At 44.3% G+C, this 25,996-nt stretch carries 13 protein-coding genes and 1 pseudogene; 4 read left to right on the forward strand and 10 right to left on the reverse strand.

The genetic code is table 11. The annotated features are described in order from the left end of the window. Nucleotides 1-101: 101 nt before the first annotated feature. The 4 genes from LYNGBM3L_RS26755 to LYNGBM3L_RS26780 all read right to left on the reverse strand — a co-directional run bounded on the left by LYNGBM3L_RS26755 (nt 102) and on the right by LYNGBM3L_RS26780 (nt 9,237). Nucleotides 102-644: a hypothetical protein gene (locus tag LYNGBM3L_RS26755; RefSeq protein WP_008188785.1), complete on the reverse strand. Its 543-nt coding sequence runs from the start codon at nt 642-644 to the stop codon at nt 102-104. 336 nt (nt 645-980) lie between these two features. Beyond that, entirely contained in the window at nt 981-5,057 is a 4,077-nt protein-coding gene (locus LYNGBM3L_RS46155; RefSeq protein WP_008188789.1) for a hypothetical protein, read from the reverse strand. An 11-nt stretch (nt 5,058-5,068) separates the two neighbouring features. Beyond that, a complete protein-coding gene (locus LYNGBM3L_RS26770; protein WP_008188791.1) occupies nt 5,069-8,617 on the reverse strand; it encodes a LamG-like jellyroll fold domain-containing protein in 3,549 nt (1,182 codons plus the stop codon). A gap of 422 nt (nt 8,618-9,039) precedes the next feature. Beyond that, complete coding sequence (locus tag LYNGBM3L_RS26780; protein ID WP_131827074.1) at nt 9,040-9,237, reverse strand: hypothetical protein; 198 nt, start codon at nt 9,235-9,237, stop codon at nt 9,040-9,042. Nucleotides 9,238-10,849: 1,612 nt separating this feature from the next. Between LYNGBM3L_RS26780 and LYNGBM3L_RS26785 the strand changes: the two genes are divergently transcribed. Next, nucleotides 10,850-11,758 (forward strand): helix-turn-helix domain-containing protein, encoded by a 909-nt coding sequence (locus LYNGBM3L_RS26785; protein ID WP_008188798.1) that lies wholly within the window; start codon nt 10,850-10,852, stop codon nt 11,756-11,758. A 663-nt stretch (nt 11,759-12,421) separates the two neighbouring features. Here LYNGBM3L_RS26785 and LYNGBM3L_RS26790 read toward each other — a convergent pair. Next, nucleotides 12,422-14,818: a peroxidase family protein gene (locus LYNGBM3L_RS26790; RefSeq protein WP_008188800.1), complete on the reverse strand. Its 2,397-nt coding sequence runs from the start codon at nt 14,816-14,818 to the stop codon at nt 12,422-12,424. A 1,483-nt stretch (nt 14,819-16,301) separates the two neighbouring features. Between LYNGBM3L_RS26790 and LYNGBM3L_RS37170 the strand changes: the two are divergent. Further along, nucleotides 16,302-16,439, forward strand: a pseudogene (locus LYNGBM3L_RS37170) (IS1 family transposase); the annotation flags it as partial. 370 nt (nt 16,440-16,809) lie between these two features. Then, nucleotides 16,810-17,520 (forward strand): calcium-binding protein, encoded by a 711-nt coding sequence (locus LYNGBM3L_RS26795; RefSeq protein WP_008188803.1) that lies wholly within the window; start codon nt 16,810-16,812, stop codon nt 17,518-17,520. A gap of 254 nt (nt 17,521-17,774) precedes the next feature. On the opposite strand, the gene LYNGBM3L_RS26800 is transcribed toward LYNGBM3L_RS26795, so the two are convergent. The 5 genes from LYNGBM3L_RS26800 to LYNGBM3L_RS26815 form a co-directional block, all read right to left on the reverse strand. Beyond that, nucleotides 17,775-18,350, reverse strand: coding sequence for a Uma2 family endonuclease (locus LYNGBM3L_RS26800; protein WP_044494972.1), 576 nt, complete (start codon nt 18,348-18,350; stop codon nt 17,775-17,777). 1,431 nt (nt 18,351-19,781) lie between these two features. Continuing rightward, entirely contained in the window at nt 19,782-19,958 is a 177-nt protein-coding gene (locus tag LYNGBM3L_RS44400) for a hypothetical protein (protein ID WP_154659930.1), read from the reverse strand. After that, on the reverse strand, nt 19,940-20,911 hold the full coding sequence (locus LYNGBM3L_RS26805) for a homogentisate phytyltransferase (protein ID WP_008188806.1): 972 nt from the start codon (nt 20,909-20,911) through the stop codon (nt 19,940-19,942). The genes LYNGBM3L_RS44400 and LYNGBM3L_RS26805 overlap by 19 nt, the downstream gene beginning before the upstream one ends. 284 nt (nt 20,912-21,195) lie before the next feature. Beyond that, a complete protein-coding gene (locus tag LYNGBM3L_RS26810; RefSeq protein ID WP_044495002.1) occupies nt 21,196-22,539 on the reverse strand; it encodes an NAD(P)/FAD-dependent oxidoreductase in 1,344 nt (447 codons plus the stop codon). Between the two features lie 172 nt (nt 22,540-22,711). After that, on the reverse strand, nt 22,712-24,091 hold the full coding sequence (locus tag LYNGBM3L_RS26815) for an RNA-guided endonuclease InsQ/TnpB family protein (RefSeq protein ID WP_008188808.1): 1,380 nt from the start codon (nt 24,089-24,091) through the stop codon (nt 22,712-22,714). A 358-nt stretch (nt 24,092-24,449) separates the two neighbouring features. Between LYNGBM3L_RS26815 and LYNGBM3L_RS26820 the strand changes: the two genes are divergently transcribed. After that, nucleotides 24,450-25,952, forward strand: a complete 1,503-nt coding sequence (locus LYNGBM3L_RS26820) for a glycosyltransferase (RefSeq protein WP_008188809.1) — start codon at nt 24,450-24,452, stop codon at nt 25,950-25,952. Nucleotides 25,953-25,996 lie beyond the last annotated feature (44 nt).

The raw sequence follows: 25,996 nt of genomic DNA on the forward strand, positions 1-25,996 counted from the left end.
TTGCCTCTTGCCTCTTGCCTCTTGCCTCTTGCCTCTTGCCTCTTGCCTATTGCCTATTGCCTTTTTCAGCAATTTGTGTGTTTACAACCGAGATACAAAGGCTATAATTGATCGAGCTTAACGTCTGCTTCCGTTGGCACCACTGATTCTTCTGGAATCTTTGTTGTTGATAGATTATCATCAGCCACAGGATTACCATTTTCGTCCACGAAGGTTAAGCCTTTTTTAACAATGACTCCATTGGGATAATCATCGGATTGGGGTACCGAAAATACCGTGACTTTAATCCCCCTCCTATCTTCAGGTTCCGGTATAGGTTGGAAGACATCAATCTTCAACTTCATTGCCAGTTCAGGAGCAACGTCTTGGTTGGTTAGAAAACTAAAATCTTTACTATCAAAGGGAAAATCCTCGGCAAAATTGAAGGGAAACTCATCATTAATTGATCCAGTAGCAGTATAACAAGGATCCGGTGATGTACCTTCCGTAACAGTAATTGATTTTGCCCACATATCAGATAATGGATGATTGTCAGATAAGTTTATGGGCAATTCTTCAGTAATGCTATAGGTATTATCGACTTCCTCCATAAAGGTTGGGATATTGTTAATCTGTTCATAATTGGGGATTTTATCCTCTGCCATATTATCTCCTGTTTATCTAAATTAAATTCCACCTATTGGTTAGTTGCTTTGTAAGCATTCAGCGGTCAGCGGTCAGCGGTCAGCGGTCAGCGGTCAGTGATCAGTGGTCAGTAGTTAGTGGTCAGTAGTTAGTGGTCAGTAGTTAGTGGTCAGCTTATTTTATTCAAAAGCTGTTCGCGTAGCGTGCGCATTAGCTGATAGCTGATAGCTGATAGCTGATAGCTGATAGCTGATAGCTGATAGCTGATAGCTGATAGCTGATAGCTGATAGCTGACGTTGCTTTTAATAGTTGGACATTAAGGTTTGGTGGCGGACGCGCCACCAGATAGCTGTAGTTACTTGGCATAGGCAGCATACCAGCCAACAGCATCATTACTATCAGTGGCATCAGGATTGCCAAAGATAACAATTTCGGTTTGTCCATTGGGGGGAAATGAGAGGACAAAAAACTTAAGGGCAACCTTCTTGATTTTCAACAAGTAAGCTGTACCAGAAGTGCTAGTCGAATCAACCAGTAATTCCACCGTCTTGAAGGACAGCTTCAGTACACTCTGGAGAGGAAAACCGAGCACATCCCCACCAATTCCCGGTAGTCTCAATCCCACAAAGGTTGTTGCTCCCTCCTGGGAACCATCCTGATTGGGTTCCCAGATAATCAAGAGATTAACCACAAACTGAGCCGATCCCGACAATGCCCCCAGACTACCCAAATTAAACTCGAAGTTAAAACCAAAGCCACTGTCGGGCATAGAACCACTGCCCAAGGGAGTCTTCACAGTAAGATACCCTTGAGGCTTGCTATCGGGTTGAGCAGGGTCGAGATAGACGAAGTTAGTCAGCTTGAGGGGAAATTTGCTGTAGAGACTATGGGGGCGGGCTTTACTGCGAGCCAAATCAAAGGCAATTTCGCTGGGATCCACACTAAAGGTGATATCCTGGGTACCATTGGTATGCTTGCAGTTCATCACAATACTCAGCTTTGAAAACTGCAGGAATTGTTCGTTCTTGGCTAGCTCATCCAGTTTTTGCTGCAACTCGGCTGATGCTTGATTGAGAGTATCAATCCCTACTTGATAATCGTCTTCCAAGGCACGGGCACTGCGGTTGACCAGGTTGCTGGCAGTTAAAACTTCATCGGACAGGGAAGTATCTGACCCAAAGGATAATCCATCAAAGGTCTCTAGGTCACGGAAATTGAGACGGCCCCAGAGGGTAAATCGTCCAATGGTGAGTGTAGTATCATTACCTGGGGGATCTGTGGAAAAAGTGGCCTTAACGATGTCAACATTATTGAGAATATGACTATCGGGTAGGGCAAAATAGTTCTCGCCGCTAAAGCTAAAGCTATAGGTAATCACCCCATCGTGTTCTTCCGTAAAGCCCTGGAGAATGACAATATTCCGTCCTGAGCGACTATTGAGTAATTGGGTAGCTTCGTCAAAGAGTTTATCTAGGGTAAGATTGACCTGACTGGAAAATGCCGTGATTTGTGAATTTTGGAACTGCACCCGTAAGTTGGCCACCTGGAAGGCATAGCCCAAGGGACCGGTTTCTGGCACGGAGTTGTCTTGATAGTCCAGCAATCCAAACAGGGAAGACTGTTCCGCTACCAATTGCCCATTTTGGGGCAAAATCGGGGTGCCATTACTCCCGACATACTGAGCGTAGAAGTTATCCTGGTCTTGTATGCCACATTCTAGGGCTTTCAAGTCTGGAGGCAGTCCTGTCCCCTCTGGCAGCTTGACATTTAATGCGATCATCCCTGACCAAAAGGTGCTGCTGCCAACCCGGGCTAGAGGGGCAGCATTATCCCGGTCTTTTTCAGCAGCATTGGGGTCCTCTGCGGTTGCGATCGCATTTTCAAAGAATGTCACTAAGCGATCGCGCACTGCTTTAATCTCTTTGACCCGTTCCTCGGCATCAGTTGCCGTCCCGACAAATACCTCCGGTTGTTCCCACAGGGCGGTATCCTTGAGAATATCAATCAGGGGCTTATCTAGGAACTTAAACAGTAAGACCGTATCACTATCCCCTGTGCCCTGTCGCCAATTGTCTGGATTAAGATCAAAGGTCCACCCTTTAATAGTTAGTTGGTTGTTCTGAAAATGCTCTTTGATAACTTGAGGAGGTTCATTGGTATCAAAGGTTTTTAGGGAACTCGGGTCAGTGATCACCAGGAACATCTGACTGGACTGGAAAGCTGAACGGAGGGATGAACCCCGTTCTAAGTCCTGCAAACTCACATCCTCATTGTCGGTATCCTTTGCCAGTAATAGGCTATTGAGGGTTTGATAATCAGAGGAATAAGTTGCCAACAATCCCAGGGACGTTGTACCGGTGATGGTTTCCGTTGTTGAGCTAGCAGCAGCAGCTGTCATGGCCTGAGCGTCAGGGGTAGCTGATCTACTCAAGGCACTGAATGCTTGGGGACTAGATGTCCCGGCTCCTAGTATTCCTTGAGTGTCACCGGTAAGTTGAGTGGTGTCCGTTTCAGCAACAATTTTAATTTGTTTGCGCCGCTGGGGATTGAGGATTTGTTCCTCCATTTGCTGATAGTGAGCCAGGGTTCCACTTACTCCACCATAGGGAAACAAGGGTAAATATTCTCCCCTTGGCAGTCCTGTAACGGGAACCTCCAAAAACGTGAGGGGATCATCAGTGGGGTCTTGGTTTTCATCCTGGAACGTTGATGCTTGATACAGCAAGGACTGCTTGGGTTGGGAAAAATAGACCGGTAAATTCGTTACTTGGTCATCTTCAGTTACTTGGTCATCTTCAGTTACTTGGTCATCTTCAGTTACTTGGTCATCTTCAGTTACTTGGTCATCTTCAGTTACTTGGTCATCTTCAGTTACTTGGTCATCTTCAGTTACTTGGTTATCTTCAGTTACTTGGTTATCTTCAGTTACTTGGTTATCTTTAGTTACTTGGTCATCTTCAGTTACTTGGTCATCTTTAGTTACTTGGTGGTAATATTCAATATATCCCCAAGCTGTAGTTGTTCCCGATTCTAGACGCTGCCCAGCTTCATTCGTTTCTACAATTTGCTCCGGAACAAAATCCGGCGCAAAGGTGGGTTTTCCAGCTTCCAGATGCAGAATATTAACCTGTTGACTCGACAGTTGAATGTATTCAATCCCGGCTAATCCACACAAAAAGTTATCTTCATCTCCGATCGGTAATTCCTGACCACTGGGGATGGGGGTATTATCGTAATGGGGAACCGAGAGAGTATATTTCCCTTGGGGGACTAGATACAAGGGTGAACCAAAGATGCTAGAATTCTGCCCTGGACGCTCTGCAAAGATTAGCCTACTGTACCCATATCGGGAATCGGGAGTGACATGAATGGAATATCCCAAATTGGTGCGATAACAAGAAGGCAAGGATAAATCCGAACTATTAGAGTTTCCTGGCTCTACAAAGGATAAATCCGAACTATTAGAGTTTCCTGGCTCTACAAAGGCAAAGTAAGTGCGATCGCCATTCAAGGGTTGGAGTGGATCTAGGGCGCTATATAAAGTCAGATTTTGGCTACCATCCCCCTGCTCAGAATAATGGGAGGCAGCATCGCTATCTTCCCCCAGAAAGGGATATCGATGGCTAGAAATCAGGAAGTCCTGGTCGCTATTCAATCCTGCAAAACCAGACAAGGGGTCAGTCGGGTCTAGTAAGGAGTTTGCGGATTTGAAAAACATCCGCAGGGTAACATCCAGATAGACCAGTTCCTCAAAAGAGGCTGTGCCAGGAGATTGGTTTTGCAAGGTCAGGGCAAAGGTCAGGCAACCGGCCAACTCTCCGCTAAAGGGTAATGCCATAGCTTCCCCTGCTTCATTGACCTCAATACCTTTCAGTTGATTAGCACCATAACCTGTGGACAAATAAAAGGGGTCAGTTTTCGGTGATTCAGTTTCCGGTGATTCAGTCCCAGTGCTAGGCAGGTTGTGTAGAGACGGATCGGGGGCAAACACAAATCCGTCTTTGGTTGCGTTCAACTGACAAATTACACCACTAGCGATCGCTAATTCATAGTTCCGGAAATTGAAAAAGGTCAGTCGCTCTACAGTATCTGTTGGGGAAAGAGTCAGGGCATGAAATCGCCAGCGAGAGACTAACTCCTCTGGGTTATCAATCCACAAAAACCGGGTATTGCGTACCGAAGGTGTAATCATAAATTCACCAATGCGGTCGCTCAACACCGAAAGGTCTATGGCATCATTCCCCTCTGGCACAGCTTTGAGAAATAGATATACTCCCTGCTTTATTGTCCAAGTTTCTTCCAGGGAAAGGGTTTGAGAACCTTCTATCGATCCGCCCTTCACCCAAAACCCAATGCTATAGGGCAGGGTAGGGTTAACGGATTCAGGTAAAAAGTAGAGCGCCTGTGCTGTTGATTGGGTAAAGGTAGTCATCTGTTCACCCCCTACAGGACAATGCGATCGCCTTTGACCAGAGGCAAATCAAGCACTGGACTATCTTCGTCCAGGTAGATAAACCGATAGCTAGGTTCGTTAGACACCCCTTCGTGTAAAAGGCGGCTCAACCTCGGTTTTCCGGTAGAGTTCAGTAGGGATTCTCCTAGGGATACGGACGGAATACTGACACGTTGCTCCATCAGTTGTCGTAAAGTCGTTCCCACCGGAACAAATACCGGTTGTTCCTGTAGCACCACCGTAATTTCTGGAATCACTGTTGCTCGTCCTCGGAAATAAAAGCTAGCAACGTTTGTCTTTTTATCCAGGTCTGTTACTGTTGCGGCTCCCATAATGGTTGCAGCCTGTCCGGGATCGAGGGAACCTGCAGAGGGAGCTGCCAAACTAGGATAAACCAGCCGCAAGTAGGGTTTTTGATAGCCAACTTTAAAGGTATCCAGACTACTTCCAGCCCCTACCGTAGCAATATCTGTGGTGACATAGGGCTGAATTTGGGACAAAAACCCATCAAAATTAATCATTAGGTTAGTGCTATCCCGATAACTGTTGAGGCTGTAGTAAGACGTGCCACTGCCCACAAACCCTGAATTAGCCGTAGATTGGGCTGGATGAACGAATTGATAGTTTTGGTAATCGACCCGTAACCGCATTCCAGCTTGCAAATCCACTGAGCCATTAACAGTATCCAAGCCGTAGTAGTAGTAGAGAATTTCCTCAACCAACAACGGCATCCGTTCAGCAATGCGGGTTTTGACCAGGGTGAGGGTGCCAGCAATCAGATTACTGTTGGTATCTAGTTGAGCAATAAAGTTGTCGTAATCGGTCTTAAGTTGATCTAGCCAATTGTCACTGCTTTCCGGAGGAGTGATGGTCAGGGTGCAGCTTTGATCGACATTTTCTGTCAGGGTAAAGATGCCTGCGGTGCTGGAGATGTTATTGGAATCCGCAGCAGTGTTGAATAACTGGGGCAATGTTGTGGTTTGGGTGATAGTAGCAGGGTCGTTGCCATTCCCCAAATAAATAACAGGTTTTTCCTCCACCACCGTAAAGTAGTAGTCCGCTTGATGGCGAAACTGTTCCGCAAAGATCACATCTACTTGGGAGTTTAACCGTTCCAAAATCGCTTCCAGGATGTGATTGGGAGTCAGGGGTGGGCGGACTAGGGTAAACTCCGGCACGGTAAAAGTGTTTACCGTCCCTGCTTGATCGGTCCAATCAAAGGTTCCAGAGACTTTTGCCAAAAAGCCTAACTCAGTCAGTTCCAGGATTACAGTGGCGTTCATCACGGAAGCGATCGCTACCTGGTCGATAATCTTTTGGGAGGTACCAGGTTCAAAGATTGGACCTAAGGTAACTTCAAACGGTAGACTTAAATTTCTTTGCCCTTCCAGGACAAACTGCTCATTGCGCCACCAGCCATGGAGTACAAGGTTTTCTCCCAACCAATTGCCCTTGATAACGACTTTCCCATCGTCAATGCCCAGGGGGTCAAATTGACTCCGTTGTTGATCGTGACGAGCAAAGAGTAGCTTGAAATCTACCGTCCAATCAAATGGGCGATAATCCCTTAATTGGGGGAGTACCAGTTCAGACACAGAGGTGATGGAAGACATCTGCCATATCTCCCCCGTGCTATCTGGTTTCAGGAATAGAGACAACCCCTCTAGGGTATTAATTTGTCCTAATCCGATTGGAAGGTCTAATTCCGGTGAATTCAGGGCAAGTTTACCTGGCGCATCCCCTTGAACTGCCGTAAAGGGAATTGACGTTTTCCATAACGTGCTATCCACTTGTCCCCACTTAAAGTACCAGCTTGGGGAGCTTCCAGGTTCTGATTGCCATTCCAGGGCAATCTTGGTGAAGTCAAACTCCGGGGTAACTTCCCGGATTTCAGAGGTGTCAACCTTGAGATTGAGCTTAGACTCTGAATAGTGCTCTACATCCGGCATACTCTCCAAAGTCAGTTCAGCAGTTAGGGGTTGGTCCAAGGGACTGGGCATATTAGTCAGCGTCAGGTTGCCCAAAATTTCAATAGTGGGGTAGTAGCGCTGGTAAATCGCCTCTGGTGTCAGGGCAGAGTCATAAATTGCCACCTCGTAGAGTTGCCCTTCCCAAGGGAAATCTTGATTCCTTGGCAAGTTGCCTCTGCGTTGGAGAAATAAAACATCATTTGCTAACGCTAACTTAACAGCAGGATCATTGGTCCAAGGATGAAGCTCCTCATCACCCCTGTTTTCCCGAGGATAATCCTCTTCATCATTCCGACTTTGCCAACGATTACCCCTCTGATTCCAATTTCTCCAAAAATGACGCTCCTCATCATCGCTATTAATCCATTTTGAATTGTCTAGCTGCCCATTGAGATACACCTTGGCATTATCACTCTCATCCCCCAAGTTATTCTGCGAGAAAGTATAGACAACATAGGTTAGCTCCTCGGTTGTTACTGTCTCGGGACTCGTCGTCAGGATTTGCCAATATCGGTTTCTATCATTAGTATTAGTGCGCAATAGCACACTATACTCGTCGTGATGGTACCAATCCCCCGACCAGCGATTGCCATAATCCTTTAGCCATTCTGAATCCCCTTGAGCCAGAGTCACATAGGGATTTTGAGGATCTTCGGATAGAGTAACGACTATAGCTGGGTATTTTTGACCCGTTTGGCTAGGCTTAATCCAGGTTGCAATAGTGATTTCGTTGGTCTGTTGGCATGCCTTGATCAGTTTGCTAGCAGAACTTAGGTTTGCCGCTTCTAGGGTGGCATTTTCACTCTCGATCAAGCCATCTTTAACAGCGATAGACCCTAATCCCCACTCCACTGTTTCTGGCTCCGTTTGAATCCGTAAGTCGATAGCGGGTGCATCTTCGCTATTCCTCAAGGAGCAATCATAAACCCATTCTCCCGACTTTTCTCCAAACCAATAGAGCACCTGGGGTTGAAGAGGATTTGAACCAGGTTTGACCGTAAAAGTCGTCAACTCTAAATTGCCCCAAGGTTGAATTGGGATTTCCTGAGGATTATTGGGATTGTAATTAAAAATTAGTTCAGAGCCATCGCTCACCCCTGCCTCAAGGACGATATCTTGACCAAAAAGAACCGCCGTCACTGTTCCACTGACAGTAGCGGTTTCGGAATTAAGTTGCTGGGTAAAACTCAGATTTAAATCTTTGAAATGAGTTGAGCCTTCGGGACTAAATCCAAAAGAGTCAGTAGATTGAACTCCTAACGTAAATGAATCGCTGTCGTAGGTGAGTTCAATATTATAAAATGCATCGAAAGGTGAGGCGGGTAATCCCGGTAAAATTAGGCTACCTTGATAAAGGCTCTTATCAATGGTTTCTCCAGGTTTGAGAATTTGTGCAACTGATGATTCTGCTAGAAACTCGGATATTGTTTGTTTGCTATAGCGTTCCTTATCGAGTCCTTCAGGAATTGTAATCCAATAAATCTGGAAACCAGTCTGAGCATCAATCTCGTATTTAAAGTAGTACTCAGAACCTAGACTCAATAATGTTATAAATCCGTCTGCGAGCATAAAAACTCCTTTGAATTCTATCTAAGAGGATATCTCCCAAGTTTTTTGATACTGAATTTTGCCCCCCTAGCCCCCCAACTTTGGGGGGAACAAGAGTCAATTTGCTTCTAAAAGTCCCCCAAAATTGGGGGATTTAGGGGGCTTGGATGTAGCAAATGAGACTTCTCAGACAACCTCTAAGGATTCAGCAACGTTGGTTATAAAATCAAACAAGGAGCAAGTGCAGTTTTATCAAGTTGAGCCGGTTGAGCTTGCTCAACAAAATCTATCACAGACTACCCCTAAGCAGAGCATTTTCTTTACTAAACTTAATATTTACTAAACTTAATCAATTAGCCGATAAAATAAATTAGCAGTATCCTGAATAGATTCCCTAGGCCGAGAGCCACTCCAGGTTTTTCCTTGATGTGCTTGCTGTCTGCCTAGTTGACGTTTAGGTTTTTATCCTGTATCTTGTTTTTCTTATTTCTGAGTTTACGTTTTTTTTGAGTAGGTCTGTTGATGGCGGTTTTGATGAGATTTTGCGATCTAACTCTGCTACTTACAGGCAGTTTCTCTATTTCTTGTTTCAGTTCTTCTCTTGTTCCTTGCTGCTGAGCTATAGCCTTGGCTGCAGTCATGAGCATTTCTACCACTTCCTCCTTCGGCAACTGGTTGAATCTTTCTGGATCTAGTTCGATCGGCTTTTATTTGGTCACGATTGCAATCCTATACCTTTGTTTCGCTTTTGTCAATACCCCACACCCTTAATCCTTACTTTAGTCGGGGAATCAAAAACGACTCGGCGGTTAAAAACACCGTGAAAAGTTCCATTTTCCAACATGTCTTTTATTTGCTACACTTTTATCAGTAGAGTAAAGCGATAAAACTTTGATGTTGATCTAGGAAATAAAAATTCAGGATACTGCAGATAATTGCAGAAAATTTAATGAAGTTTACCTATAATAATATTGGCCTATAGCAATCCGTGTAGGAATTGATATAATTTTGATGCGATATTCCCTACTCCCTACTCCCTACTCCCAGATCCGCTGTTCCCTTTGCTATATAAAAGCATTATTAAAGCATGGATATACGGTAAAGAAAAAAACGAAATGATGCCTGAAATTATGGCGTTGCTGAATTAAGGAATGAATGCGCGATCATATGGTTTTGTTAAAGCCCCCTAAATCCCCCAAGCGAGCAATCCCTCGCTTGGGGGACGCAAGAAAGTTTTGTTCCCCCCAAGCGAGCAATCCCTCGCTTGGGGGGCTAGGGCGTGTCTTCAAACTCGGAGATCCCCCTAAATCCCCCTTAAAAAAGGGGGACTTTGAGTATCGCTCCCCCCTTATTAAGGGCGTACGTACGTACGTACGTACGTACGTACGTACGTACGTACGTACGTACGTACGTACGTACGTACGTACGTACGTACGTACGTACGTACGTACGTACGTACGTACGTACGTACGTACGTACGTACGTACGTACGTACGTACGTACGTACGTACGTACGTACGTACGTACGTACGTACGTACGTACGTACGTACGTACGTACGTACGTACGACGTACGTACGTACGACGACGACGACGACGTACGACGTACGACGTACGTACGTACGTACGTACGTACGTACGTACGTACGTACGTACGTACGTACGTACGTACGTACGTACGTACGTACGTACGTACGTACGTACGTACGTACGTACGTACGTACGTACGTACGTACGTACGCGTGCGCGAGNGNAGNNNTCTAAATCTTGCGGAAAACTTTGAAAACATGCCCTAGGGGGGCGAAACCATACCCAGAATCAGCAACGCCGAAATTATTGCCAAAGATTAGCTGATAATTCGTAAGCATATGCCCTAGGCGCACGCTACTTGAGGTGCATTCAGTCGTCAGCTGTCAGCCGTTGGCCTTGGGCTTTGGCCACGGTACGGGAATGGCCATGCTATGGGAATGGCCAACGGCTGAATGCTTACAATTAGATCAGCCAACTCGACGAAAGGGAAAGACTCACAGTGACGTGGGAATCCCCCGGCACGAGGATTGTTCCCCCCGGGGGAGGATGCCAATCGAAACCATACCCTAAAATGAGAGAGTTTTCCTATTTCATCAGTAAATTGGCGATATTGTTAATCTTTGTTAATTTTTAATAATTTTTATGGTGAGATCCCCAAGGGATGTTACTATCCGGTGTTTATGTATAAAAATTGTTAACGTGGATTAATGGGTGGAGAGATTTGGTGAGCCACTTAAGTCTAGAGCAAGAGGAGCAACTCCAGAAAATAGGGACTTATCTCAGCCAACTCAGGCAGGAGAAATCTATACCTATTGAGGAAGTCGCTGACACAACCTTTATTCGATTGCATATATTGCAAGCCCTTGAAGCAGGGCAATCCGAGCCCTTGCCCGAGCCAGTTTACATTCAAGGCTTCATTCGTCGCTATGCAGAGTTTCTCGGTCTAGATGGTCCAGGGATAGCCAAAACGTTTCCAGTTAATTCTGGATTGTCCTTGAAAACCGAGGAAACCGAGGAAACCGAGAAAACCGAGGAAAGCGAGCCTGGTCAGTTAGTCTTGTATACAGGTACCCCCTCACAACAGAAATCTCAGACTCTAACCTCTGCTCAAAAGATTCCTAGGATTGTAGCCAAAAGCAAGACTGTCAAGACTGTAGCCAAAAGCTTACAACCCTATTATCCTTACATCATAATAGTAAGCTTGATCAGTGTTGCTGGTGGACTAATTTATCTACTCAACACCGTGTTCACCTATCTCACTAATCGACAGATCGAAAACTCATCCGTTGCTCAGGAGCAGACAACCCCAGATAAACCAGAACAACCAGCACCAGCCCCTAAACCCGAACCTAAACCACCCCCCAAACCTAAACCTTCCCCATCTAATCCATTAATTAAAGTAAGCTTGAGTATTACAGAGCAATCTTGGGTACGAGTGGTAGTTGATGGCAAAATCGAGTTGGAAGAAACCTTACCCAAGGGATATCAGAAAACCTGGATTGCTAAACAAAAACTGACTGTGAGGTCAGGGAATGCCGGAGGTGTCTTGTACACTGTGGATCAACAGCAAGCAAAATCCCTCGGGAAACGTGGTGCTGTGGTACAGAGGAGTTTTAGCTTAGCTGCTCAGTAGATCAGTGGCAGTAGCTTGTAGGGTGGGCAAAAACAGTTTGGTTTAAATGAGTATTCATGATTAGATTACTTTGCCCACCCTACTGGAATTGGGATTTTTTTTCTAATCATTCAGTAGCTTGTAGTAGCTTGTAGGGTGGGCAAAAACAGTTTGGTTATTTTGAGTATTCACGATTAGATTACGTTGCCCACCCTACTGGAATTGGGATTTTTTTTCTAATCATTCAGTAGCTTGTCGGGTGGGCAAAAACCCTTTGGTTATTTTGAGTATTCACGATTAGATTACGTTGCCCACCCTACTGGAATTGGGATTTTTTTTCTAATCATTCAGTAGCTTGTCGGGTGGGCAAAAACAGTTTGGTTTAAATGAGTATTCATGATTAGATTACTTTGCCCTGTGGTACAGAGGAGTTTTAGCTTAGCTGCTCAGTAGATCAGTGGCAGTAGCTTGTAGGGTGGGCAAAAACAGTTTGGTTTAAATGAGTATTCATGATTAGATTACTTTGCCCACCCTACTGGAATTGGGATTTTTTTTCTAATCATTCAGTAGCTTGTCGGGTGGGCAAAAACCCTTTGGTTATTTTGAGTATTCACGATTAGATTACTTTGCCCACCCTACTGGAATTGGGATTTTTTTTTCATATCATTACCGATTGATGAACCATTATAAAATGGTAATATCAATCACTAGATCGTTAAAGTCGCGATCGCTTAGCGGCTCTGTTAGAGCATCGCTTTCTTCACTATCATTACCACTTAAATCTTCAAAAGCGAATGTGAATGTGTTGTCACTCCCATTTCCAAGTTCAAGGATGTGGCTCATGCCATCACTGTTAGCAGCTGTGAAAGCAAAGAATATGTCAGCATCACCATTTTGAACATCATCCAATTCCCCATCTGTAACTAAGTAGGGAGCTAAGATAGAGCCTCCAGGAAGTGTAACATCAAAATTCACCGTGGTCAAGTTTTCGTCTACCTTGAAATCAACCACGCTGGCATCAATGGCAGCTTCTGCATAACCCTCTTGGCCAGGAGTAAGAGATTGACCCGTGATCGAATCAATTATCGTTCCTTGTTGATCAGCAATTACATAAAAGCCAATTAAATTGTCATAGTCCGCCTCTCTAGTCACAGTTGCTGTAGCTTGTCCCGACAAGCCGGTTAAATCTAGCAGTCCATCAGATGAGGGATTGTTATCGGAGCTGATTACGAAGGCATTGTCTGGAATTGTAGTAATTTCGGTGTTGAGCTTGATAATGTCAGCAAACGTCACTTCCTTTATGGCTGCAATTTCCTCTTGGGTAAAGAAACCGCCATCCTCAATCGGTCTCTCGAACCAGAAGCGGTCAGAATCCCGTATCCGCTCGTATTGCTCCCATAGCATTGCTTGAATAGTTTCTCCCGCACTCGATGGAGCAACAGGATCTTCTGCAAACAGCCCAATCAATAAGTCGATATCTTCCACAGTCTGGTAGAGGTTTTCGAGAGTATTTGCCAACTCTGCATTTGAAGTAATTTCCGCAAAAGTCGTTACCCGTGGTAGACCGAGACTTGCTCGCACTTGGTTATAGTCAGCCAAGCCATGATCCCGTCCCCGTTGCTGATTAGCAGAGTAAAGGTCAAATCCGATCGCTCCTGGTACTAAAGCGTTGCGCAGGTCAAAAACTATATCAGTATCAACATCTTCAGTAATTGTTTGACTCGCACCGCGCAAGATATTATCTATATCGCTACTATCATTAATATTGGGTGAACCAAATGTTCTTAATAATTGCAAACTGGTGAGATTACCATCAGCATCAATAGTGTCTATACGGTTATTAGTTTGGGTATGACCAACACGAAGACCAGCAGCGGCGAATTCACTAGTGATTTCTGGGGTTTGATCAGAGTTATAGCTGCTGTAGTCAGTGATCACATCACCCACCATCAGGGGGAGCCACTCGTACAGGACAATAGTTTGATATTGGGCAATATTAATCTGGCGAGAGCGTTGATATATCTGCTCATCTGTCCAGTCAGGATGAAACCTAGAAAGTTCTTGGGCAAGGCGGTTATGATTACGCATCCAGAGGGTATGCTGGGATGCCAAACTATCGTTCTCGTTAACCCGTGTATCCCCCGCTAGAAAACCCACATCCATAAAAGCGCCTTTACCACTGATCAGTTCTCCATCAGCACCTGTGATGTTAAGGGGTAACAAGTCGTCATTAGTGGCAAATGTCTCATCTGAGAAGACGTTGAGCTGACCTTCTGAAAAAGCACGAATTGCTTGATATTCTTCTTCCGTAGACCCATAAACTACAGAAAGATCAAGCCAAGAGGTAACAGTATTAATGGCTTTTCCTGGGCTCCCAGACTCCCCAGTACCGCTGAAAAACGCATCCCGTTCAAAGTCAAACTCCAAGCCACCATCTGCCTGTGTAGAAATTTCTTGAGTGGGAGGAGTGTTTGGTGGAAAATTCGGGTCATCGGCTGGAATGTCAATGGGGAAATTGAGCAATTCTAACCGGTTCTGGTTCTCTTCTTTTGACCCATTTGCTGCTAAATCAGTGTCGTGGTTGACGAACTGACCAAAAGCCCAAATGAAAGCGCTTAAGCCATTACCATTGGGATCAGACTCTCCTTCCTCTAGGTTAGAGGTGGCATTACTGATCACTCGGGTACTAGGGCGATCGGGTGGATTAAGCAATACAAAGGGCGCATCAGATACATTGCTTAAGCCTTCTGTATTGGATATGACATTCAATCCCAATCCATTTAATCGGTCTGCTTCGGCTTGGGTAAATATCGGAATGGGTTGGCGCGTAACGGTATTGCCATCTATACCAATCAGAGCATTGCCTTCTGCATCAAATGCTATACCCGCCGGTGACTGGATTCCGTCTTCATACTCAATTGGAGACAAACGCAGCAACGGGGTATTAGGGATACCCAAAGAGACTTGGTCTAAATTATTCCTACTGCCGTCGATCAGGCGAATGGTAATCCCTTCATCGTTTACAACTAATGTGCTGTCGGCAAATGGGTCTCGTTGAAGAACACTGTTGAGATTTGTCATAACAAATGGTTAAATAAACCTAAGGCTTATCTATAAGAGTTCCCAACCATCAGGAAAAAATCCTAGAGGTTAAGTTAAATTAGGTTTTTTTTTTACAGCTGACACCATAATATTGACCTGAAAATATTGCTGTTTTTAGGTAGTTTTATGGTTGACCTCTAGGGTTGACTGTGCTTAGCTTACAAACGTCACGAATAAAGAGCCTGTTACTTTTAGAGCTCCTGAAAGTTTAGACGATAGATTTTATAATTGCTAAATTATTTGATATTTTTTTTTATTTAAGATAGTTTTAGCCATAAACTGGAGCTTTTTAACAGGTTTTATTCGAACCCAATTTAATTTGCAATCAGAGGATTGTAAATACTTTTGTCTGCTCTATATCAAATCTTTAATTCTCTGATGAGATGTATTTGATACTTTTAAATTTTATACCTTTACCTTATAGGAGCCGGGATTAGGGAGCAGGGAACAGGGAGTAGGGAGCAGGGAGCAGGTAACAGGGGAAAAATCCTGTGTACTTCATGAATATGATAACCGCTATATAAGTCTCAAAATAATCAGCTTTTTAGGTGTAATGTTTATGATAATTTTTCGCCCATTTCAACGACCTTTGATTAACTAAAAAAAATTGAAACTCTTCTGCCTTCTGCCGTAAGCATTCAGCCGTCAGCTATCAGCTATCAGCTTATGCGCTACGCGCACGCTACTTGAAGTGCTAGCAGGCGCTTTAACTGGACGGACTCGGATCAGTACAACGACCAGGGATTTTCAACTAGCCTTACCAGCCCGTCAGCTTGTTTACTACCTCCCGTTGATTAGCTGACAGCTGAGGGCTGATAGCTGAATGCTTACCTTCTGCCTTCTGCCTTCTGCCTTGGATCCAATACATTTTACTTATTACCAGCGGATGTGGTATGATTACCTTTTTACTTAGATAAACTTAAAAAAAGATAAAGAGAAGGCTTCAATAAAATTTACAAAAATCCTAACTCAAGGGATGACTGAACTTGACGGCTTAAGTTGACTAAGGTCACTTGTTTAACTTGGCCGAATAGGTCAGACTGGTTTTCGGTGCATCTCAGTGGTGCAAAAACACTAAACTCCAATACTGAAACCCCTATTATCTCGTTAGTTGAGTGATCGATTTACAAAATATGGGAGCTAGCCAAATGAACTTTGGTGTTTCTACAGGTGCGACCCGTGGAACGGGCATCTTGCCGTGGAATGGGCATCTTGCATGAAACTGGCATCTTGCCAGTTTCATGCTTATTTTCGGGCGGGCAGGATGCCCACTCTACTTCTATTCATTCGAAGATTCAGCAACGCGGATTTTTAATCAGAGTAACTATCCGGAGATCAGATTAGACACAACGGGAGAGGAGATAACGTCACTTGTAGGGCGTTGCTCACCTAAGGAATGGTTTAATAAAAATCAAACCATGCAATGCCCTAATTGTCATAGCCACAAAACTCATAAATATGGTCATCACAATTGAGACATTATTTAGCCAGACTACATCGAATTTCTCTATGCTACTCTAAATCTGAAGAGATGTTGAAGTTATCAATTAGGCTTCTTATTTATTATTTAAAGTTTCATAAAATCCCCATTTTTGGTTAATCATTCCATTATTAAGCAACGCGGTGGCGAGTGTCAAACGCGCCCTATATTTCCATGAACTCTTGTAAAGTTTTGGGTTCTTCAGTACCTACTATGCTAAATTTACAGTTAAAAATCTCCGAAAATATTACTGTGTAAGGGTTATGAGGCTATTTAACCATCAATTTTTCTGAATAATGCCTCTTCCTCCTGCTCCCTGCTCCCTGCTCCCTGCTCCCTTTGGCAAAGTGTTAATTTAGCATAACAAGTACGGAAGAGCCAAGTTTTGTAAATCAGTTGCATAAGTTTGTAAATCAGTTGCATAAGTCTGATTGCTTGGACATAGAAGTAGATAGAAGTAACAAGCTTTGAGAAAAAAGGAGCAACTGATATGGCGACTATTCAAGGAAACAACGGAGATAACTCATTAATTGGTACTGCAAATAACGATATGATGTGGGGTTATGATGGTAACGACACTTTGTGGGGGCAAGATGGTAATGACCAGCTCATTGGTGGTAATGGTTCAGACCAATTAATTGGTGGTTTTGGTAACGACACTTTGTGGGGGGAAGATGGTAACGACACTTTGTGGGGGGAAAATGGTAATGACCAATTAATGGGTGGTTCTGGTAACGACACTTTGTGGGGGGAAGATGGTAACGACACGTTGTGGGGGGAAAATGGTAATGACCAGCTCATTGGTGGTAATGGTTCAGACCAATTAATTGGTGGTTCTGGTAACGACACTTTGTGGGGGGAAGATGGTAACGACACTTTATGGGGAGGATCTGGTAACGACACTTTGCAGGGACAAGATGGTAATGACCAGCTTATTGGTGATGGCGGTTTTAACGACTTGATTGGCGGTAGCGGTGCTGATCAATTTGTCTTATCAACAGAGGGATTTACCACGATTACAGACTTTGAAGACGGAATTGATCGCATACAAGTATCAAATCGGACGTTCAATGATCTGGGGTTCATACTAAGTGGTCTGCCAAACAGTTTAATAATTGTAGATAACATTACAGGTTTTGGTATTGGCTCACTGTTAAATGTGAGCCAAGGAGATATTACAGCAGCTGATTTCATAGCTTAACAGAAGCACTTGTCAATGGCGTCAGTCCTGTTAATTCCCAGGAAATTACAATGCCCCCTCGCCATAAGCTGTTTTGCATTTAAATTGCACAACAGCAAGGCAGAAGGCAGAAGGCAGAAGGCAGAAGGTAAAAGAGTTTCAGGTTTTTTTTCCTGATTTAATCAAGCGATGCAGTTGCTCATGGGGGTTTCCCCCATGAGCAACTGCGTCAAGACAAGGTCGTTTAAATGAGCGACAGCTTATATAGCAATTTCTTACCAAAAACCATCAAGTGTTAGAACAAAACTAGGCAAAACTGGTTCTCCGAATAATTTATCAGGCTGCTCTAATACTTGTTTGGGTTTCCCAGATTGATAAATTTCCACTTGCTTGGCTAATCGGTTGAATAACCAACCCAATTTAACGCCATTATCTAAGTATTCCTGCATTTTTAGTTGGGCTGGTTTGAGGTTGTCCGTTGGAGACATTAATTCGATTACAAAATCTGGTGCTAGGGGTGGAAATTTTTCCCGTTCTGCCAGTGTTAGAGCCTCCCATCTTTCCCGCTTAACCCACGCTACATCTGGTGAACGATCAGCTCCGTTAGGTAGATGAAATCCTGTGGATGAGTCAAACACTATTCCTAATTGAGATTGTTCATTCCAGATTCCCAAACGAATCAGAAGATTAGCATTTCTTGCTCCTGTCTCTCCACCGGTTGGAGCGATAATTACCAAATCTCCTTGTACTGTTCGCTCTAGTTTCCAGTCGGGATTAGCACAACACAGGTCGTAAAACTGTTGGGATGTTAGTCTGGCATTTTCTGGCATCCTCAAGATTGATTGTGTCATGAGCAAAGGGCACAGGAAATAGGGAACAGGGAATAGGGAAAAGGGAACAGGTAAGAGGGAGGCAAGAGGCAATAGGCATGCTAGCAATAGTGGCGTAGGGTGCGTTAGGGACGGGCTCACTCTCATTTTACGCCTGTTCGTCCCTGGTTGGTACAGCCCGTCCCGTAACGCACCACTCAGGGGCTCACTCTCATTTTACGCCTGTTCGTCCCTGGTTGGGACAGCCGGTCCCGTAACGCACCACTCAGGGGCTCACCCTCATTTTACTTAGATCTTGCACCAAGTTTAAAATTTACCTGTCAAGCTAGTAAACAGGGAACAGTGATAATATTTGACTATTTTAGTACTAAAATTGATTGTTATTACTGCCGTTATTAAGTTTTTTTTACTGGTGCAATATCTCTCTTTTAGGAGCAAATTATTCGGGTGCATCTCCTAAAAGCTGTTTGACACGGTGGTGCGTTACGGGGCTGGCTATCCAAAGCCTGGCTACGAGGACGAAAATGAGGCCCCCCTAACACACCCTACGCAACTTTTTTACAAATATGAGATGCACCAAATAATTCCAACAATATCGTAAAAAAAACTAGTTAAAAATTAGCGTTTGCGTAGCATCATTTTCAGAATATTGCTGTTTTTTATTAATCCTAAAAATTCCAAAAAAAGTTTTTTAAACCCTTGACAATCATAATTATAATCATTACAATAATCATTAAATGACCACAATGAGTTCAATTATTAACTTATGCGATAAGGATTTACTAAAAACTTCAAAAAACAACCTGCTAAGCACACTTTGAAAGGGTCTCGGGAAGCAGTAATTTATAGTATGCAAACCATGTATGCCCTAGGGTATGCGGAGATTTGCGAATGGACTCCTCTGGAGCCGACTGAGGTTCCAGGCGAAGTGATAACTACACTAAACAAGTATTGGTTGTTGCCATAACACCTTGAATTTCTGGGGGGTTTTCCCCCCAGTCAAAGGTTCCGGTCTGCTTAAATAGGATCACATCAGGTTAGGTTTAGTAACTGAGTGACATAGCAGAAGTCAGAAGTCAGAAGTCAGAAGTCAAAAGTAAAACTCTTGCGCTTACTTAGCTTTGAGACTTTTGTAATGTCCTAACTGCCCTGTCTTGATGCAGTCGCTCATGGGGGAAACCCCCAAGACCGTAATGGTGCGCTTTCCGTTGGCGAATTAAATTCGCCACGGGTCGCACCTCTGCATCGCTGGCGACTGCTATATAACAATTTCAACGGACTTATTGTGGAGTTTAAATAGCCGTGGATAGTATTTCTACGGCTATTTTTTTGTAAGTATTCAGCTATCAGCTATCAGCTATCAGCTATCAGCTATCAGCGGTCAGCTATCAGCGGTCAGCTTAAGCGCTACGCGCACGCTACTTGAGGTGCTATCAGCTATCAGCTTATGCACTACGGGCACGCTGTCTTGATGCAGAGGTGCTTTTGAATAAAATAAGCTGACGGCTGACGGCTGACGGCTGACGGCTGACGGCTGACGGCTGACGGCTGACGGCTGACGGCTGACGGCTGACGGCTGACGGGCTGTTGATTCGATTGATTGAGAAACCCTATAGTCTTAAGAGACAAGCCGCTGGGAAAATTAAATATTCCAGGAAAAACAGTTTCCAGATAAACTGATAAAAACTAGCGATCGCATTTTTATCCTCCAAGTCTACCTGGTAAGAGCGCCACCACATTACTGCTAATGCTACCAGATGGGTTCCTACCAAGAAGAGGATATTTACTGAACCGAGGAGCAGCACACTAGCTAGCACCATGGCGAGATAGCAAGCAGTAATCACCCCCCGTGCTATATTAAATACCGCCAATTTACCGAGGCGGATGGTAAAGGTAGTGATATTGAAAAGCTTATCCCCATCGATATCTGGGACATCTTTGAATATTGCGATCGCAACGGTAAAGACTAAGATAAACCAGGTCAATGCCCACACTGCTGCGGTGGGCATCATCACTTGTCCCTGTTGCAATGCCCAACTAAAGTGTAAAAACAGACCTACATTAACGATTGCTCCCCGTACTGAAAAAATACATAGCGCTGCCCAAAAGGGAAACCGCTTCAGCCGGATCGGTGGCAAGGAATAGCTTGTACCAATTGCCAAACTAATACTGACCATCAACAACAACCACGGTCCCAATAACCAAGCAAACAGTAGCGCTAGGATACCAGTTATCGCCACAATCCCCTGACCTTGTTGCAGAGAAAACTCCCCTGCAGCAATGGGAAGATGGGGTTTATTAATCTGGTCAATCTCCACATCGTGGACTTGATTTAGTCCTACGATATAGACATTACCGCACAAACAAGCAATCCAAGCTCCCAACAGTTGACCGAACCCTTGCCAAGTCCAACCACTGTTAGTCATGGACACGGCAATGGGATAGAGGGCAAAAATACTTAAACTCGTCCCAATAATCGTATGGGGACGAGAAAATTTCCAGAAACTGTACAGCCAAGCGGCTGGTTGCTCCAATAGATTAATCGAGGGAGGAGTAGATGTTTTAGAGGAAATCTGACTCATGGATCAGGTTAATGGTATTAGGGATTAAAGTTTAGGTTAATGGTTTTACTACTTAAACTTAGTGTAAGGGTTCTTAATACGTAAGCATTCAGCGGTCAGCGGTCAGCGGTCAGCCGTCAGCCGTCAGCTTATTTTATTCAAAAGCTGTTCGATGTAGCTTGGCCGTAGGCCAATGGCTGTTCGCGTAGCGTGCGCGTAGCGCATAAGCTGATAGCTAATGGCTGAATGCTGATAGCTGAATGCTGATAGCTGATAGCTTACCTAAATCCCTAATCCCTAAAGCTCTACACCTGTACCGGCGTCCGATAATCTCTTCTCTCCTCGAAATTCCCTGCTGGTTCTTCCTCAAGGTTGGTAATTAAACGAACCCCGCGCTTAAAGGTAAGGTAATGCCATGCCCACTGAATCATTACCAGCAACTTGTTATCAAACTCAATCAGGAAGAAGATGTGGATAAAAATCCAGGCTAGCCAAGCGGGGAAACCAGAGAACTTAACAAACCCCAAATCCACTACTGCGGCATTCCGTCCAATCACCGCTAAATTACCATAATCCTGATAATGGAAATCCGGTACTGTCTCCTCCTTGAGGCGCTTCTGAATCAGAGTAGATACATACTTGCCTTGTTGCATCGCCACTGGCGCAACTCCTGGTAGGGGCTTACCGGTTTGATGAGAGAAATTCGCCAAATCACCAATCACAAAAATATCCGGATGTCCGGCCAAGCTCATATCCGGTTGTACTATCACCCGTCCAGCCCGGTCTAGCTCGACACCAGTAGCGTTTGCTAGCGCCTTGCCCATGGCAGATGCTTTCATCCCTGCTGCCCACAGAACAGTTTTGGCGTTAATTTCCTCTACCTGCTCTCCTCGACGCATGGTAACTATATCATTATCAATATTAGTAACTAGAGTCTTTGTCTGTACTGTCACCCCTAACCGTTCCAGAGAATTTTGGGCTTTTACTGATAACTCCGGTGGGTAAGGAGGCAAAATCCGATCCATCCCTTCCAACAGCACAATCCTCGCTTCGGAGGTATCAATATCGCGGAAGTCATTTTTTAAGGTGTCGTAAGCCAATTCTGCCATGGCTCCGGCTAATTCCACTCCAGTTGGTCCGCCTCCTACCAACACAAAGGTCAACCAAGCGCGACGTTTCTCGGGGTCAGTTTCTTTTTCTGCTGCTTCAAAGGCAGAATAAATCCGACGTCTAATGTCTAGGGCATCTTCAATGGTTTTCAAACCAGGAGCGTCTTGTGCCCATTGATCATTACCGAAGTAGTGGTGGCTAACGCCAGTGGCCACGATCAAGGAGTCGTAAGATATTTCTTTGTCTGCTAGTTGAACGGTTTTCTGGTTCGGGTCAAGACCAATTACTTTCCCCATCAGCACTTGAGTATTTTTCTGGTGACTCAGGATTGCCCGCAGGGGTGAGGAAATATCACCAGCGGATAAGCCCCCGGTAGCCACTTGGTAGAGTAGGGGCTGGAACAAATGAAAGTTCCGTTTATCGATTAGAGTTACTTTCACTGGTGCCTTTCTCAGAGCCTGAGCAGCATAGAGTCCACCAAATCCGCCACCAACAATGACCACATGGTGAGGAGATTGGGTCTTTGCTTCACTAACCATAGAACTAACCATAGAACTAACCATAGAATGTCTTACCTCTCCTGAATTTGTTTACGATTGATTACGAATAACGTCCCTGCCTTAACCGTAGACCTTTTGTAAAAGTCAGTTTTTAGGAGGTAACTATCTTGACATCTCCCCCGGTTGAAACACGGGGGATTCTACAAGGTTGTTACGCGGCAGGTTGAAACCGTGCCGCTCCACATCTTGTTCGATATGATCTAGACAGAGATCCAAAAAGATCATATCGATGTGGGAGTGTCAAGCTCCCTCTACCCACCTTGGTAAGGTCGAGACCTAACTGTGTGGCTACTTTCCTGGCGATATTGGCGGCACCATTGCAATCCGCATTTACCAGGTCACCTTTAGAAGTTTTGTACATTCCACGCTTTACCCGTTTTCCTGACGGTGTCCATCCTTGGGGTTTTTCACCATGTTTTGGGAGGCTGTCGTCATCTAGGTAAGACGCTTTACTGGTGTACGCTTCTTCGGTAACTGTTAGTTTTATTCCATATTCGCAGGCTAGTTGCTTTAATCGCTCAATGAGTCTTTTAGTGGGAATTACGACGAAGTTTTGATTTCCCCGTCGCCCCATATTTATTGAATCTTTTTGTCGTTCATTCCACCCAATAATTAGATTTCCAATACGATCACTCAAACACCGATTGATAATAAAACGGGCAGCCTTGTTGATCCCATCACGCATCTGGTTATTGCGTTTTCTTTGAACCCTATCCAGGTTCGCATCCCAATAAAACTCAGGCTTTCCGGCTTTGTACTTAGCAACCAACCGGGCATAACCCTGATTCAGAGATTTGAGCTTTCTGCCATCAATAATTAGGCTTTTCCCATGAGTTGAAACTCCGGTCAGCCAATTATCTCCACCATGATCAAAGCTCCAAGCTTGAGAATAATCTAAATTAGAATTTTGTTCTACTGGTTGCTTTCCATTATCAATAACCCAATCGATCCAGAGCTGTCCTAGATATGGGCGAATGGTTACCTCTTTTACCCAGTCTGGATCTATGAACCATGGTGGCTCTAAGGTGATTTCAGTAAGTAATTCTGGCTTACTTTCTTTGCTAATAGACGGATAAAATAAACCTTTTTTGTAAGTAAGTGCCTGGCGAGGAAAGGTAACAGCAGCTAGACCACCTTTTTGGCGATACCTGATCAGCTTTGGTCTATCTACCTGACCTTTATAGTAAAGGCCGACTAATTGGTTATAGCTAGCAATTGACTCGGCTACAGTTTTGAGGTTTTGTTGCGCTGATTGAGCCGCCATCGCCTTGTAATGAGGGTTTTCTTTAAGGCTTTTACATAGCTCAGCATACTTCACAGCGCACTTGTACGTTTTCCATCCGTACCTTAGATCGTCTCCGCGCCAGTAAGTTGTAAATGCTTCTGGTTGCTGCTCCAACCAACTATAATGTTTTTGCTTGGAGTAATAGGTGGCACAATTCCACAAACTATTGGCCTGTTCGCACTGAAATAACCAAAAAGCATTTTCTTCGTCCGTGAATTTCGCTTTGATTGGAATTGTTCTGTACATATTTATATCACCTCCTTACTTATTATAACTTACTTGAATGGATACGGCGGGTTTCAACCCGCCGCGTCTGTTTCATCCCCTCCTTAGAAAGAAGGGGCTCTCACATTCCCGGATTTCTTGGTAGTTATCACGCTGTTGTTGGCTATTTACGCAAGAGGTCTCCTCTTTCCCGATGCTTCTTAATATAACTTAACATTAAAAACTATTAAGTGTGTCGTGAAAACAACCGAATTTCATAATATAATGATAAGTTTAATTTTTAATTAACATAAGAGCCCCAAAACAAGCTCAACCCGGATTGTCAATCCTAGGAATTGTAAGGGTTTGGTAACAGTTGGTTGTTATTCGAGTCAGTGTGATGCACATTGGATTTCTCAACCCTCACGGTAATTTTGACCATAAAAATAGCTACATTAGCGAACATCCCGATTTCGGTGGTCAGTTGGTCTATGTCAGGCAAGTGGCAGATGCGATCGCAAAACAAGGTCACCAAGTAGATATTCTCACCCGCCACATCATTGATCCGGATTGGCCAGAATTTGCCGAGAAATTTGATGGCTATGGGAGTGTAGACAACCTTCGGATTATCCGATTGCCAGCCGGACCACAAGAGTTCCTGCGCAAGGAGTTGTTATGGCCCTATCTCGTCCAAGACTGGGTACCAAACATCCTGGAGTTTTATCGAGAGGAAGGTCGATTCCCTGATATCATGACTACCCACTATAGTGATGGGGGACTGTGTGGAGTGCTGATTGAGCAACAGACCGGGATACCTTTTACTTTCACAGGTCATTCCCTAGGGGCTCAAAAAATGGATAAACTCCACGTCACTCCAGAGAATCTGGCGGAAATTGATCACTATTACAATTTCCGATACCGGATCCTAGCCGAACGGTTGAGCATGAACCACTCAGCCCTCAATATTACTAATACGGCACAAGAGCGGTTCCAACAGTACAGTCATCATGCTTATCGTGGAGCAGTGGATATAGAAGATGATCATCGATTTGCCGTGATTGCACCGGGAGTGAATGCTTCTGTTTTTGGTTCCGATGCGATCGCTAATAATGAACAAGCGACTTATCAACTGATTGAAGAGCGATTGCGCCGGGACATCAGTGAGTCACGGCGCAATCTACCAGCTATCTTGGCATCCAGCCGTTTAGATCCCAAGAAAAACCTCCTAGGTTTGATGCAAGCATTTGCTGATGATGTGATAGTGCAACAGAAAGCCAATGTGGTGCTGATTACTGGTGGATTGGATAACCCCTTGCAAGAAAAAGTCCACGATCAACAGACCGAAAAACTAGTAATAGGTCCAATCCGGGAAGTAGTACGAGAAAAAAATTTGTGGGGTAAAATTAGCGCTTTCTCAGTACCCGATCAACCAGCATTAGCCGCCTCCTATCGGTATTTTGCTCAGCGTGGTTCGGTGTTTACTCTTACCTCCCTGTTTGAACCCTTTGGTCTTGCTCCTTTAGAAGCAGCAGCAGCTGGATTACCGATAGTGGTAACAAAAAATAGTGGTATCAGTGAAAGTTTAAAAGTCGGGGATGAAGACTATGGGATGTTAGTTGATCCCAACAATACAGCAGATATTGCTAGAGGCATCAGGGAAATACTTTGTGATCAAAAACTGTGGCAAAGGTTACAGAAACGTTGTCAGCAGTATGTTTTGGAATATTACACCTGGGATAGCACCGCTTTAAACTACTTGAGTCGAATCAAACAGATTGTTTCTGAAGCATCAGCCAATCCTGCTGCGGAATTACTTCCGATCCATTCCTATTTCCGTGATCCACAGCCAGAGAATCATATTTCTTTGGAAGAATTGAGCTACTGGTATTTTGTTAAGGATTAGTTGTAGGGCTTTTTCCAAGACTTTCATTCTCATTAATCTCGAAC

The organism is Moorena producens 3L (genome assembly GCF_000211815.1).
In the GTDB taxonomy this organism is placed as follows: domain Bacteria; phylum Cyanobacteriota; class Cyanobacteriia; order Cyanobacteriales; family Coleofasciculaceae; genus Moorena; species Moorena producens.